Annotated in this window: 10 protein-coding genes, 1 pseudogene and 1 riboswitch; of the genes and pseudogenes, 3 read left to right on the top strand and 8 right to left on the bottom strand. The window is 72.2% G+C overall.

The genetic code is table 11. The annotated features are described in order from the left end of the window. Both ACLWS4_RS25060 and ACLWS4_RS25055 read left to right on the top strand, forming a co-directional pair. Positions 1-79, top strand: a pseudogene (locus ACLWS4_RS25060) (ABC transporter ATP-binding protein); the annotation flags it as partial. 48 nt (positions 80-127) lie between these two features. Beyond that, on the top strand, positions 128-2,683 hold the full coding sequence (locus tag ACLWS4_RS25055) for an ABC transporter permease (protein WP_380781680.1): 2,556 nt from the start codon (positions 128-130) through the stop codon (positions 2,681-2,683). A 177-nt stretch (positions 2,684-2,860) separates the two neighbouring features. Here the strand turns inward: ACLWS4_RS25055 and ACLWS4_RS25050 are convergent, their stop codons facing one another. The 7 genes from ACLWS4_RS25050 to ACLWS4_RS25020 form a co-directional block, all read right to left on the bottom strand. Beyond that, positions 2,861-4,228, bottom strand: coding sequence for an NAD(P)/FAD-dependent oxidoreductase (locus ACLWS4_RS25050; RefSeq protein WP_049651966.1), 1,368 nt, complete (start codon positions 4,226-4,228; stop codon positions 2,861-2,863). A gap of 428 nt (positions 4,229-4,656) precedes the next feature. Further along, positions 4,657-5,598: a Ppx/GppA phosphatase family protein gene (locus ACLWS4_RS25045; protein ID WP_074001299.1), complete on the bottom strand. Its 942-nt coding sequence runs from the start codon at positions 5,596-5,598 to the stop codon at positions 4,657-4,659. Continuing rightward, positions 5,595-6,266 (bottom strand): DUF501 domain-containing protein, encoded by a 672-nt coding sequence (locus ACLWS4_RS25040; RefSeq protein ID WP_079271855.1) that lies wholly within the window; start codon positions 6,264-6,266, stop codon positions 5,595-5,597. Before ACLWS4_RS25040 ends, ACLWS4_RS25045 begins: the two co-directional genes overlap by 4 nt. Beyond that, entirely contained in the window at positions 6,238-6,759 is a 522-nt protein-coding gene (locus tag ACLWS4_RS25035) for an FtsB family cell division protein (RefSeq protein ID WP_079271918.1), read from the bottom strand. Before ACLWS4_RS25035 ends, ACLWS4_RS25040 begins: the two co-directional genes overlap by 29 nt. Positions 6,760-6,853: 94 nt before the next feature. After that, positions 6,854-8,140: a phosphopyruvate hydratase gene (gene eno / locus ACLWS4_RS25030; RefSeq protein WP_049651968.1), complete on the bottom strand. Its 1,287-nt coding sequence runs from the start codon at positions 8,138-8,140 to the stop codon at positions 6,854-6,856. Positions 8,141-8,495: 355 nt separating this feature from the next. Further along, the gene (locus tag ACLWS4_RS25025) at positions 8,496-9,401 is read right to left on the bottom strand and encodes a transglycosylase family protein (protein ID WP_074001297.1); all 906 of its coding nucleotides are present in this window, start codon (positions 9,399-9,401) and stop codon (positions 8,496-8,498) included. A 5-nt stretch (positions 9,402-9,406) separates the two neighbouring features. Further along, positions 9,407-9,576, bottom strand: a riboswitch (cyclic di-AMP (ydaO/yuaA leader). 221 nt (positions 9,577-9,797) lie between these two features. Then, positions 9,798-11,135, bottom strand: coding sequence for a cytochrome P450 family protein (locus tag ACLWS4_RS25020; protein WP_074001296.1), 1,338 nt, complete (start codon positions 11,133-11,135; stop codon positions 9,798-9,800). A gap of 288 nt (positions 11,136-11,423) precedes the next feature. Between ACLWS4_RS25020 and ACLWS4_RS25015 the strand changes: the two genes are divergently transcribed. Then, the gene (locus ACLWS4_RS25015) at positions 11,424-11,846 is read left to right on the top strand and encodes an SDR family NAD(P)-dependent oxidoreductase (protein WP_049651970.1); all 423 of its coding nucleotides are present in this window, start codon (positions 11,424-11,426) and stop codon (positions 11,844-11,846) included. A 4-nt stretch (positions 11,847-11,850) separates the two neighbouring features. Here the strand turns inward: ACLWS4_RS25015 and ACLWS4_RS25010 are convergent, their stop codons facing one another. Next, the gene (locus ACLWS4_RS25010; RefSeq protein ID WP_241852759.1) at positions 11,851-12,894 is read right to left on the bottom strand and encodes a MazG family protein; all 1,044 of its coding nucleotides are present in this window, start codon (positions 12,892-12,894) and stop codon (positions 11,851-11,853) included. Positions 12,895-14,310: the final 1,416 nt, after the last annotated feature.

Below are 14,310 nucleotides of genomic sequence, written 5' to 3'. Positions count from 1 at the left end.
CGACGAACTCCACCAGCCCACCGCCGACACCGTCCTGGACCGCATGCGCCGCTTCGACGCCAAGGGCCGCACCAGCTAGTCCGGCGCAGCAGTCGCAGCCCGCTCACCGACCTTCCCAGGACACCCCATGTATCGCACCGCACTGCGCAACGTGCTGGCCCACAAGGGCCGGCTGCTGATGACGGCCCTGGCCGTCATGCTCGGCACCGCCTTCGTGGCCGGCACCATGGTCTTCTCCGACACCTTCGGCAAGGCCATGCGGGACAGCAACTCCAAGAGCTACTCGGACGTCTCGGTCCAGGTGGTGGACCGCGCGGCCGGCTCCAACGCCTCCGCCCGGCAGAAGAGCGAGGGCGGCTCCGCCACCCTCACCGACGCCACCGTCCAGCAGCTGGCCGCCCTGCCGGGCACCGCCGGCGCCCGCGGCGTGGTCAGCGGCTTCACCGGCGTGGCCGACAAGAAGGGCAACCTGATCGGCCAGGTCTGGGCCGCCAAGGGCGCCAACTTCGCACCCGGCCAGGACGGCAAGGACCCGCGCTACCCGATGGCCGAGGGCCAGGGCCCGAAGGCCGCCAAGGAGGTCGCGCTCGACCGCAAGACCGCCGACAAGGCGGGCTACAAGGTCGGCGACACCGTCCGGGTCGCCGCCAACGGACCGGTGATCGAGGCGAAGCTCACCGGGATCTTCACCACCGACGACCCGGTGGTGAACACCGGCGGCTCGCTCACCCTGTTCGACCGGGCCACCGCCCAGCAGACCCTGCTGGAGCCCGGCCGCTACAGCAGCGTCGTGCTCACCGCCAAGCCCGGCACCAGCCAGGACGCGCTGCTCGCCCAGGCCCAGCCCGTGGTGCCCTCCGGCCACCAGTTCGACATCGAGACCGGCGCCAAGCTCAAGGCCGACGAGCAGGAGATGATCACCAGGAGCACCAGCAGCATGCGCACGATGCTCCTGGTCTTCGCCTTCATCTCGCTCTTCGTCGGCATCTTCATCATCGCCAACACCTTCACCATGCTGGTCGCCCAGCGCACCAAGGAGCTGGCCCTGATGCGGGCCATCGGTGCCAGCCGCAAGCAGGTCACCCGGTCCGTGCTGATCGAGGCGCTGCTGATCGGTACCGTCTCCGCGGTGGCCGGTCTGGTCGCCGGCATCGGGATCGGCGCCGGGATGCAGTCGCTGATCGGCGCGATGAACGAGAACATGCCGAACGGCTCGCTGGTGATCAAGCCGCTCACCGTCGTGGTGACGGTCGTGGTCGGCGTCCTGGTGACGGTCACGTCGGCCCTGCTGCCCGCCATGCGCGCCTCCCGGATCGCCCCGGTGGCCGCGATGAGCAGCGGCGACCAGCCGGTCTCCCAGAAGAGCCTGGTGGTCCGCAACACGATCGGCTCGGTGCTCGCCGGCGGCGGCCTCGCCCTGATCGGCTACGGCGCCTCCACCGGCAACGACAGCGGCCGGCTGCCGGTCGGCCTGGGCGCCTTCCTGGCCCTGATCGGCGTGTTCGTCCTGCTGCCGCTGCTCTCCCGTCCGGTGGTCGCGCTGGTCGGCCCGCTGCTGCGGCTCGGCGGCACCCCGGGCAGGCTCGCCCAGCGGAACGCGGTGCGCAACCCGCGCCGCACCGCGGCCACCGCCGCCGCGCTGACCATCGGTCTGACCCTGGTCACCGGGCTCACCGTGATCGGCGCCTCGGTCAACGACACCATCGACCGGGCCGTCACCGGCTCGATGAAGGCCGACTTCATCGTCGGGGCCGCCAACGGCATGAGCCTGTCCGCGCAGGTGCCCGCCCAGATCGCCAAGGCCCCCGGGGTGGCCGCCTCCTCGGCGATGACGACCGCGTACTGGGAGCTCGACGGCACCAGCAGGACGGTCAACGGCCTGGACGCCGCCGTCCTGGACCAGCTCGCCGACGTCGAGCTGACCAGCGGCTCCACCGCCGGCTTCGGCCAGGGCCAGCTGCTGCTCGACGAGGACGCCGCCAAGAAGCTGAACGTCACCACCGGCTCGGTGCTGACCGTGGCCTACCCGGACGAGTCCACCGGCAAGGTCACCGTCGGCGGCGTGTACAAGACCGGCGGCATGCTCGGCCCGGTCATGCTGGCCAACAGCGAGATCGCCAAGCACGAGCCGAAGCCGTACATCTCCGACGTCCTGGTCAAGGGCAAGGACGGCGCCACCGACGGCCTCAAGCAGGCCCTCAAGGACGCCACCGGCGCCAACCCGGTGATCGAGGTGAAGTCCAAGCAGGACGTCCGGGACGAGTTCAGCCAGACCATCACCTTCGCGCTGAACCTGATGTACGGCCTGCTGGGGATGGCGGTCCTGATCGCGATCCTGGGCGTGGTCAACACGCTGGCGATGTCGGTCTTCGAGCGCAAGCGCGAGATCGGGATGCTGCGGGCGATCGGCCTGGACCGCGGCGGCATCAAGCGGATGGTCCGTCTGGAGTCCGTGGTGATCTCGCTGTTCGGCGCCGGCATCGGCCTGCTGCTCGGCTGCTTCATCGCCTGGGCGATCAACGGCACCCTGAAGTCCAGCCTCTCCGGCCTGACCACGGTCCTGCCGTTCGGCCAGCTGGCGCTGTTCCTGGCGCTGGCCGGGGTGGTCGGCCTGGTGGCCGCGATCTGGCCGGCCCGCCGGGCGTCCAAGCTGGACATCCTGGAGAGCATCAAGACCGACTGACCGGTCCCGCAACGAGAGAGGTCCCCTGCCGGAGGGTTCGGCAGGGGACCTTCTACTTCTGTACTCCGCCCGGTCGCACGGCCGGCTGAGCACCACGGAGGTCGTGGTCCGGCAACGCTGCCGGGCGGAGAGCCTCCGACTCATACCCCGGTGCTCCCACACCGGGGTCTCAGTCGCTTACTTGCTGGCGAGTTCCTTGTCGGCGGCCGGCTTGGCGGCCTCGACGGGCTTGGTGGGCGGAGTGACCTCCTGGATGGGAAGCTGCGGCTTCTCCATCTGGGCGAGGCCGACCATCTCGCGCTTGAGGAACATCGCGAGGGTCCAGTCGGTGAAGACGCGGACCTTGCGGTTGAAGGTCGGCACCATCGCACCGTGGTACAGGCGGTGGAACCACCAGGCCGGACGGCCCTTCAGCTTGTACTTGCCGAAGAGGATCGCCACGCCCTTGTGCAGGCCGAGACCGGCGACCGCACCCAGGTTCTTGTGCTTGTACTCCTTCTGCGGGAAGCCGCGCATGCCGGAGATCACGTTGTCGCCGAGGACGACGGCCTGACGGCTGGCGTGCTGGGCGTTCGGCGGGCACCAGGCGCCCTCGCCCGCGGCGAGGTCCGGCACCTGGGCGTTGTCGCCGGCGGACCAGACGTAGTCGAAGCCCTGGACCTGGAGGGTCGGCGCGGTGTCGACGTGGCCGCGCGGGCCCAGCGGCAGGCCGAAGTTGGCCAGCACCGGGTTCGGCTTCACGCCGGCCGTCCACACGATGGTGGAGGCGTCCATCTCCATGCCGTTCTTCAGCATGACGTGGCCGTCGACGCAGGAGTCCATCGAGGTCTCGATGTAGACCTCGATGTTGCGCTCCTCGAGCTTCTCCTTGGTCCACAGACCGAGGTCCGGGCCCATCTCGGGGAGGATGCGGTTGGCCGCCTCGACCACCACGAAGCGCATGTCCTCGCGGCTGACGGTCTTGTACAGCTTGGCCGCGTCGCGGGCCATGTCCTCGACCTCGGCGACGGTCTCGATGCCGGCGAAGCCGCCACCGATCACCACGAAGGTCAGCGCCTTGCGGCGGATGTCCTCGTCCGTGGTGGACTCGGCCTTGTCGAGCTGGGCCATGACGTGGTTGCGGAGGCCGATGGCCTCCTCGACCGTCTTCATGCCGAGGCCGTTCTCCGCCAGACCCGGGATCGGGAAGGTGCGGGAGACCGAGCCGGTCGCGACGACCAGGTACTCGAAGGGCAGCTCGTAGCTGTCACCGGCCGCGGGCTGGATGGTGGCAACCTTGCGGGCGTGGTCGATGCCGGTGACGGACCCGGTCAGCACCTCCGCCTTCTTCAGGGTGCTGCGCAGCGGCGCGATGAGGTTGCGAGGCGCGACACTGCCGCCGGCCGCCTCGGGGAGGAAGGGCAGGTACGTCATGTACGACCGCGGGTCGACGACCGTGACGGTCGCTTCGCCGTAACGCATCTTCTTGAGGATGCGCATCGCGGCATACAGGCCGACGTAACCACCGCCGACAATGAGGATGCGAGGACGCTCCGTGGTGCTCATATCCGAAAGTATCCAGCACCGTCCGGAGCAGCCTTCGTGAGCCCGGTCACAAGTTGACGGACCCCCCGTGCTACACTGCGCGGCCGCAAAACCGGGCCCGGCGCGGTGGCCCCCACCCCTGGGCGGCCCCGCGCGAACGCACGGCGGAGCACCACCGGCCTGAGCAGCAACGATCCGCACAACGCCCGGGTTCCCGCACGTGATTTCGATTTTCAAACCTCAAACGAGGCCTGACCTGCGATCCCATGGGCCACCCGGCCGACGGGCCTTCGGTCCCACATTTCGGACGTAGTGGGCGGGCCGGTGCGGCGAATGGCCGGATCCCCATGTGAAGAAATTCACGAACTTTCCCACCCGCGCTCGGGCGCGCCCCGGCCCCGGCCCCCCGAAAGGGGTGCCGGGGCCGGTCGGGTAAGCCCCGCACGGGGTCAGGAGGCGATACCGAAGGCGATTCCGTCCAGGATGTCGTGCTCGCTCACGACCACCTCGGCGGCGCCGGTGCGCTCCATGATCTCCAGCAGTTCCAGCGCCCCGGCCGCGATCACGTCCACCCGGCCCGGGTGCATCGACGGGATGGCCGCGCGCTCGGCGTGGGTGGCGGCCAGCAGCTCCCGGGCGATCCCGGCGACCCGCTCCCGGCTGATCCGCGAGTGGTGGATCGCCGCCGAGTCGTAGCCGGGCAGGCCCTGGGCGATCGCGGACACCGTGGTGACCGTCCCGGCCAGGCCCACCAGGGTGGCCGCGCCGGTCAGCGGGACGACCTCCTCGGCCCGGTCCAGCTCGGCCCGCACGTGCGCCCGGGCGGCCTCGACCTGCGCCTCGGAGGGCAGCTCGGCGTCGCCGAAGTACCGCTCGGTGAGCCGCACGCAGCCGATGTCCACCGAGCGCGCCGCCTGCACGTCGTCCGTGCCGAGCACGAACTCGGTGGAGCCGCCGCCGAGGTCGAACACCAGGTACGGGCCGGGGAACTGACCGCCGGTCAGCTCCTTGGTGGCGCCCACGAAGGACAGCCGTGCCTCCTCCTCGCCACTCACCACCTCGGGCTCGACGCCCAGGATGTCGCGCACGCCCTTGACGTACTCGTCGCTGTTCTCGGCGTCCCGGGAGGCGCTGGTGGCGACGAAGCGGACCCGCTCGGGGCCGACCCCGAAACCGGAGATGACCTCCTGGTACTCCCGGCAGGCCGCGAAGGTGCGGGCCAGCGCGTCCGGGTGCAGCCGGCCGGTCCGGTCCACGCCCTGGCCCAGCCGGTTGACGATCATCCGGCGGTCCAGGTCGGTGATCTCCCCGGTCTCCGGGTCGAGGTCGGCGACCAGCAGGCGGATCGAGTTGGTGCCGCAGTCGATCGCGGCCACCCGGGTCGCGCTCACTCGGACTCCCGCTCCGCCGCGGCGTCCTCGGCGGCCCGCTTCTTCGCGGCGCGCTCGGCGGCCTTCTGCTGCTTGGCGGCGATCACGGCCTCGTGGTCCTGCTCCTTGGCGCGGTTGCGGGCGACCCGCTCACCGGCCGCCTCGACCTCGGCCGGGGAGACGCACGGGCCCTTGGCCCACCAGTCCTCCAGCATGCCGATCGCCTCGTCGCCGAGCGGGTTGACGCCCTCGCCGGCCGCCAGCGAGTGGCCGACCAGCACGTGCAGGCACTTCACCCGGTCCGGCATGCCGCCGGCGCTCGGGAAGCCCTCCAGCACCTCGATCGCGTCGCGCCGGGCGATGTAGTCCTCGTGCGCCTTCTGGTAGGCGGCGGCCAGCTCCGGGTCCTCGGCGAGCCGGGCGCTCTGGTCCTTCATCACGCCCTCCGCCTCCAGGGTGCCGATCAGCGAGGCGGCCTTGGGGCAGGTCAGGTAGTAGAGCGTGGGGAACGGCGTGCCGTCCGGCAGCCGGGGAGCCGTCTCCACGACGTCCGGGTTGCCGCAGGGGCAGCGGTGCGCCACGCCGCGCAGGCCGCGCGGCACCCGGCCGAGCTGGGCGGCGATGGCCGCGACGTCGGCGTCGGAGACGGTGGGGTGGTTCTCAGTGGTCATGGGGGGAGGTGTCTCCAACGGGGGACGGTGGGAGGGGAAGGGGGGTGGCGGGGGCCGCCGCGGCGGTGTCGGCGGCGTCCACCGAGTCCCAGATGCTGGCGTACCAGGGCTTGGCGGCCTTCGCCTGGCCGGCGGCGCCGCCGGGCGCCGCATTCGGCCCGGAGGCGGCCCCGCCCGCGGACGAGGAGGTCCTGGCGGAGGCCTGGCCGGCCGGGTCCACCGCGATGTACGGGGTCTCCCCCGGCACCGCGTAGTGCAGCCGGGCGCGGGCCTGCGCCTTGACGTACTCCGGGTCCTGCCAGCGGGCCTTCTCCCGGCGCAGCTGCTCGACCTGCTGGCGCGCGTGGTCGGCCTTCGCCCGCTGGGCGGAGATCTCGGCGCGCTGGGAGATGAACTGCCGCGTCGGGTAGGCGAGGATCGCCACCAGCGAGCAGAGCACCAGGACGAGGACGGTCGCCCGGCTCGTGAACCGGGGCCGGGCCGCCAAGCCCGGGATCCTCCAGCCAGCCATCTCCCGTATCCCCTCCTGGTCGCGACGGTGCCCCGCCGTCCACCCTACGGGGTGAACGGCGGGGCACCGGTCAGGCGTGCGCTACCGGGAGCGCTCAGCCCTCGTGGCGGAAGCGCGGGAAGGCGCCGCGGCCGGCGTACTCGGCGGCGTCGTCGAGGATCTCCTCGATGCGCAGCAGCTGGTTGTACTTGGCGACGCGCTCGGAGCGGGCCGGGGCACCGGTCTTGATCTGGCCGCAGTTGGTGGCGACGGCCAGGTCGGCGATGGTGACGTCCTCGGTCTCGCCGGAGCGGTGCGACATCATGCAGCGGTAGCCGTTGCGCTGGGCCAGCTCGACGGCGTCCAGGGTCTCGGTCAGCGAACCGATCTGGTTCACCTTCACCAGCAGCGCGTTGGCGGTGCCGGTCTCGATGCCGCGGGCCAGACGGGCCGGGTTGGTGACGAACAGGTCGTCGCCGACCAGCTGGACCTTGTCGCCCAGCTTGTCGGTCATGGCCTTCCAGCCGGCCCAGTCCGACTCGTCCAGCGGGTCCTCGATGGAGACCAGCGGGTAGGCGGCGACCAGCTCGGCGTAGTACTCGATGAGCTCGGCGGCGGTGAGGTCCTTGCCCTCGAACCGGTAGGCGCCGTCCTCGTAGAACTCGGAGGAGGCGACGTCCAGGGCCAGCGCGACGTCACGGCCGGGCACGTAGCCGGCCTTCTCGATGGCCTCGACGATGAGGTCCAGGGCCTCGCGGTTGGAGTCCAGGTTCGGGGCGAAGCCGCCCTCGTCGCCCAGACCGGTGGACAGGCCGCGCTCCTTCAGCACGCCCTTGAGCGTGTGGTAGACCTCGACGCCCCAGCGGACGGCCTCGGAGAAGGACTCCGCGCCGATCGGGGCGATCATGAACTCCTGGATGTCGACGTTGGAGTCCGCGTGCGACCCGCCGTTGAGGATGTTCATCATCGGGACCGGCAGGACGTGCGCGTTCGGGCCGCCCAGGTAGCGGAACAGCGGCAGGTCGCTGGCCTCGGAGGCGGCGTGCGCGACGGCCAGCGAGACGCCCAGGATGGCGTTGGCGCCGAGCGAGGACTTGTCCGGGGTGGCGTCCAGGTCCAGCATGGCCTGGTCGATCAGGCGCTGCTCGGTGGCGTCGTAGCCGACCAGCTCCGGGCCGATCTGCTCGATGACGGCCAGGACGGCCTTCTCGACGCCCTTGCCGAAGTAGCGGTTCTTGTCGCCGTCGCGCAGCTCCAGCGCCTCGAAGGCACCGGTGGAGGCACCCGACGGGACAGCGGCACGACCCGTGCTGCCGTCGTCGAGGCCGACCTCGACCTCGACCGTGGGGTTGCCGCGGGAGTCGAGGATCTCACGGGCTACGACGACATCGATGGACGGCACGAGGCATCTCCTTGCGAGAGCAGGGTCCGGTCTGACGGTGGTGCTGCCAGCAGGACGATTGCGGAGTCGTTACGACCAGAGCCTAACCGCCCGGGCTGCCGTGGCCGCGTCGGCCTCGGTCCCGTCTCACCGTGTGGCCCTGCTACCCACCGGTAGTTCACCTGCTTGTCCCAGCTTGTCCCACCGGAGCGGGCGAATGCGGACGAAGGGGACCGGTAGGACCGGCCCCCTTCGGACGGCGGGGTGGAGCGGCGTCGGCGCCGAGCGCTCCGGCGCGGCGGCGGGCGCCCCCGGCGGGCACCCCGGTCTCGGGGTACTGCCGGCCGCGGGCGCTCCCGGCGTCGGGCGGGGCGGCTCAGCCGAGGTGCAGCACCTGGCCGGGCATGATCAGGTTCGGGTCGCCGCCGACGGTGGAGTGGTTCTGCTCGTACAGCGCGCTCCAGCCGCCGGACACGCCCTGGGCGGCGGCGATGGTCGACAGGGTGTCACCGGCACGGACGGTGTAGTCGTGGCCGGCGGCCTGCGGGGCCTGCTGCGCGGCGCGCGGGGCGTACTGCGGCTGGGCGGCGGCCTGGCCGGCGTACTGCTGGTAGACGCTCTGGTGGCTGGTCCAGTACCAGCCGCCGTTGTTCTGGTACCAGTACACCTTGGCGTCGGCGTCCCAGCCGGCCTTGCCGGAGAAGCCCGGGGTCTGCGGCTGCGCCTGCTGCTGCGGGGCGACCTGCTGGACCGGCTGCGCGGCGGGCTTCTGGGCCGGCTTCTGGGCGGCGGGCTTCTGCGCGACCGGCTTCTCGGCGGGCTTGGCGGCGGGCTTCGGGGCCTGCTGCTTGGGGGCGGACTGCGGCTTGGCGTCCGAGGAGGTGTCGACCGAGGCCGGGGCACCGCCCTTGGTCAGACCGGCCTTCTGGGAGCAGACCGGCCAGGCGCCCGGACCCTGCGAGGCCAGCACCTTCTCGGCGACCGAGATCTGCTGGGCCTTGCTGGCCTGGTTGGCCTGCGCCGCGTAGGCGGTGCCGCCGTACGCCTTCCAGGTGCTGGACGTGAACTGGAGGCCGCCGTAGAAGCCGTTGCCGGTGTTGATGCTCCAGTTGCCGCCGCTCTCGCACTGGGCGACGGAGTCCCAGGTGGAGGCCGGGGCGGCGGAGGCGCCGGTGGCGGTGAGGAGCGGCATCGCGAGTCCGACGCCGGCCACACCGGCGACGGCGATGGCCTTCTCGGCCTGGGTGCGACGACGGTGACGGCCAGTTCCAACGAACAGCATGAAGAGGTCCCTCTCCGTACGCCTGCGAGGTGAGCTGTCGGGTTCGGACCGGGAGGTGGCCCGGCCGCCGTACGCGGAAACGATTTCCGCTCGGGCGGCTTCACCCCAAGCCGTGGGGAGACGGCAACAAACCTGGTTCCCCCGCCCCTGCCCAGGGTTCTGGTCGGTTTCCCGTGACGCGGCGGGCAGGATTCGGCGTTCCGCGTACGAGGTCCGCAGCTGCGAACTCCAGGGAGAGTAGACAGATCATCAGACCAATCACAAGCTCATATCACCGATATCACACAACAATTACGGCCCGTGTCCGATCGCCTACCAACAGCGGCGTTATGTCCGGATTGATGGGTGTTCACACCCCCGTCGGCGGGCGATCGGCGACGTCCCGTCAGCGTGATCTCAGCAGGTCGGAGGCGTCGAAGAGGCATCCGGAACGGGGTGCGGAGGGGCGTGCGGGGAACGGCTCTCCGGACTGAATTCCACCGGGAGTTCGCGCAGGCCACGCATGATCAGACCACCCCGCCAGCGCAGATTCTCCGGGCTTTCCGCGAGCCGCAGATCGGGCAGCCGGGAAAGCAGCGTGGCCAGCGCGGCACGCCCTTCGAGCCGCGCCAGCGGAGCGCCGATGCAGTAGTGGATGCCGTGCCCGAAGCCCAGGTGGGGGTTGTCCTTCCGGGCCAGGTCCAGGGTGTTCTCCGCCGCGAACCGGGCCGGGTCGCGGTCCGCCGCGGCCAGCACCACCAGCACCGGGTCGCCGACCGGGATGTCCACCCCGCCGATGGTCAGCGGACGGGTCGCGAACCGCCAGGTCGCCAGCTCCACCGGCCCGTCGTAGCGCAGGAGTTCCTCGATCCCGGTCTCTAGCAGCGCGCTCTCCCCGCGCACCACCGACTCCTGCAGCAGCCGGCGCTGCTCCGGATTGCGCAGCAGCGCGTAGGTGCCGTTGCCGATCAGGTTCACGGTGGTCTCGAAACCCGCGAACAGGAGGATGAAGGCCATCGCCGCGGCCTCGTTCTCGGTCAGGTGCTCACCGTGGTCGCCGGCCCGGATCAGGCCCGAGATCAGGTCGTCCCCGAGGTCCGCCCGCTTGCGGTGGATCAGCTCCAGCAGGTACGCCCGCATCCGCTTCACCGCCCGCCCCACGCCGCCGCGTTGGCCCCCGCCGTGGCGGATCATCATCCCGGCCCAGTCGCGGAAGTCGTCCTGGTCCTCGGCCGGCACCCCGAGCATGTCGCAGATCGCGTAGATGGGGAGCGGGAACGCGAACTCGTGGATCAGGTCCGCCGAACCGCGCTGCGCGAAGCCGTCGATCAGCCGGTCGGTGAGCTGCTGCACCCGCGGCTCGAACTCGGCCACCCGGCGCGGGGTGAACGCCTTCGACACCAGCCGGCGCAACCGGGTGTGGTCCGGCGGGTCGATGTTCAGCAGGTGGGTCATCAGGTCCGCCTGCCGCTCCCCCGGGATGCCCACCCGGCCGGTGCGGTGCGCCTGCCCGCTGTGGTGCGCCGGGTTCTTCGACAGCCGGCTGTCCGCGAGCGCCTGCCGGGCGTCCGCGTACCTGGTCACCAGCCAGGCCTCCACCCCGCTCGGCAGGGTGGTGCGGTGCACCGGGGAGTGCTCGCGCAACCAGGCGTAGGCGGGGTACGGGTCGGCGGCGAACTCCCAGGTGAACAGCTGCGGAGCGGGGGCGTCGGACGACGGGGCGGCGGGCCGGGCGGGGACGGGCTGAGCTGGCATGGACCGACCGTATCCGGTGCGACGGGCGCGCCCTCCCTCCGGCGGGGCGCCGCTTCCCCGCCACTCCTCCGCCGCGCTTCCGCCGCGCTTCCGCAACCGGACGCGTCGGGCGCGCCAACACTCCGTGGCCGGTCCGTGGACAGCTCTTGGCCGACTCTTGGCCGCGGGGCGGGCGTGAGCCTGGTCACCTGAGGGGTAATCCCTGTTGCGGAGGGTCAGGACGTGCCTACGATCCTCCGCAGTACGCGTGGGCGCCGGTGCGGTGTCGCCCACAGGGAGGAGCAGACCATGCGGGTCAGCGGGTCAGTCGTCGTCATCGCGGTCCTCGACGGCGGGTCGGGCGCGGGCCTCGCCCGCCGGTTCGCCGCCGCCGGCACCGCCGGAATGCTCATCGCCGACCAGTACGCCGGCATCGCCGAGGACCTCGCCGCCGAACTCGACCGGCCGGGCTGCCCCGTCGTCGGCGTCTGCGGCGACATCCGCCGCCCCAGCGACGTCGCCGCCCTCGTGGACACCGCCGAGAAGCACCTCGGGCCGATCGACCTGTTCGCCGTGGCCGGCCCCGACGGCGAGCGGATCATCTCGCTGGCGGACCTGCCCGACCACCTCGACCTGGAGCGGCTCGCCGAACTCGTCCTCCTCGTCGGCGAGGCCATCGGCGAACTCGTCCCGCCGCAGCGGCGCCCCGAGCGCACCGCCACGGCGGCCTGAGCGCCTACTCCCCGACCGGACCGAGGCCCTCGGCCGCGCGCACCGCGTCCCGGTAACCGCGCGCGGCCGACCGCAGCGCGGCGTCCACGTCCACCCCCGCGTCGTGCGCCCGCTGCACCACCGCGAGCAGCAGCCGGCCCGCCGAATCGGCCGTCAGCTCGGCCGGCAGCCCGTACGCCTCGTCCGGTACCCCCGTGAAACCCGCCCGGCGCACCCGCGACACCAGCTTCGCCGCGTACGCCAGCGAGGGCAGCCCGGCCGGCACGCCGTCCAGCACCGACTCGCGGTCCGCCTTCTCGGCCGCCTTCAGCTGCTCCCAGTTCGCCTCCGCCTCCGTGGCGCCCTCGACCTCGACGTTCCCGAACACGTGCGGGTGCCGGTACATCAGCTTCTCGACGATGTCCCCGGCCACGTCGTCGACGGTGAACGGCTCCGTCGGGTGGTCCTCGGCGATCCGGGAGTGGAAGAACACCTGGAACAGGACGTCGCCCAGCTCCTCGCGCAGCGTCTCCCGGTCCCCCGCCTCGATCGCCTCGACCAGCTCGTACGCCTCCTCGACCAGGTACTTCACCAGGCTCTCGTGCGTCTGCTCGGCGTCCCAGGGGCAACCGCCCGGGGAGCGCAGCCGGTCCATCACCGTCACCAGGTCCAGCAGCCGCGACCCCGGCAGGTCGTACGAGCCGGGCAGCACCTCGATCTCCGGCACCTCGCCGGCGTGCTCCACCGCCAGCCGCGCCAGCGCGTCGGTCAGCCCCGGGTCCCCGTCCGGGCTGCCCAGCCACACCGTCGGCCCGGCCCCCGCGGGCTGCCCCGTCAGCAGCCGCGCCAACGCGGGCGCCGACCCGGCCGGCACCGCCTCCACGACCACCCCGGCCTGCCGCACCGCCGCCACCTGCGGATGCCCCTCGTCCCCCACCAGCACCCGCCCCGCCGACCGCAACGCCTCCCACGCCGGCCACGCCAGCAGGCCGGGAGCCACCCGGTGGGTGGTGGTCAGCAGGATCAACTTCGCGCCCGGAGTCTCCGTCGGCACAGCATTCGTCGTCACCCCCCGAACCTACCCCCGCACCCCCACCCCGGGCCGGGCCGGGAAGCCACCACTCCGCTGTCCCCCACCCCGCCCGGACGAGCACGGGAAGTCGACCCGGCCGACTTCCCACTTCCCCAAACCGGCCAGACCACCATCCCCGAGGCCCCCCACACACCCACGCGAGCACAGGAAGTCGACCCGGCCGACTTCCCACTCCCGCACCCCCACCCCGCGCCGGGAGGCGCCGCCCAGGGAAACACCACATCCACACGGTCGTCCGGCGGCCGGTGAGCCCGAGCCGCAACCAGCCACGACGGACGCCGTCCAGGGCAGCGCGGGAAGCCACCGCCCCGCTGGCCTCCCCTGCCCCCTCCTGCCGTCCCCCACCACGCCCACACGAGCACAGGAAGTCGACCCGGCCGACTTCCCACTCCCAGCCGCCCCGCACCGGTCGGCGCCCGCCCAGGGAAACACCACATCCACACGGTCGTCCGGCGGCCGGTGAGCCCGAGCCGCAACCAGCTACTGGAGACGGCATCCCAGGCAGCGCGGAAAGCCAACCTCAGCCGCCGCTACCCGACGCCCCAGCCCTGCCGTCCCCCACCACGCCCGCACAAGCACAGGAAGTCGACCCGGCCGACTTCCCACTCCCAGCCGCCCCGCACCGGTCGGCGCCCGCACGGGGAACGCCACGCCCACGCGGTCATCCGGCGGCCGGTGCGCCAGAGCCGAACCGGCCACGGAGGACGGCGTCCAGGAGGGGGAAGGCGCCGGGTGCTGGCGTGGCGGTTGCTGGCGGTTGGCGTGACAGCCGACGGCATGCACACGGCGCCTCGAACCCGGCCCGGCGCAGCCGACGGACCCAGCCGCCTTGCCAGTCACCGCGACGGCCCCAACAGCGCGGAGCCACCTCCCGGCATGACAGCCGACGGCACGCCCCGGCCGCCAACCGTCACACGGCGCTCCGGATTCGAATCGGCGCAGCCGACCGGACCCGACCCCCGTGCGGGCCATCGCGACGAACCCAACGATGCGAGCCGCCGGTCGGCATGACGCTCCTGACCACCAGCCGCCACATGCCGCTCCGAGCCCCGCACGGCACGGCACGGCACGGCCGACCGGACCCGCTCCCGTTGCGGGCCGCCACGGGTGGGCCCGCCGATGCGAGCCGTCGATCGCCGCCCGCGACCGGTCCACGTCACCGACACGGTGCTGCCCGGTCGACGGCAGCTGCGGCGGCCGCTCCCCCGTCCCGGTGCGTGCCAGTACCGAAGCCGCACTCCTGCGGCAGATGGCTCCGGTCCTCCAACGGCGGGCGGCCGGATCCGTGGAGCCGCCGCTGCCGCACCGGCAGCGGCGGATCGGTCCTGCCCCACAGGTCGTCCGGCACCGACCACGGCGGTCCCCTCTCCACAGCCCGCCCGACACCCCGCC

This window comes from Kitasatospora sp. SC0581, from assembly GCF_048159585.1.
Classification (GTDB): domain Bacteria; phylum Actinomycetota; class Actinomycetes; order Streptomycetales; family Streptomycetaceae; genus Kitasatospora.
The sequence above is the reverse complement of the archived record's forward strand: the minus strand, read 5'-3'. Positions and strand labels throughout refer to the sequence as shown.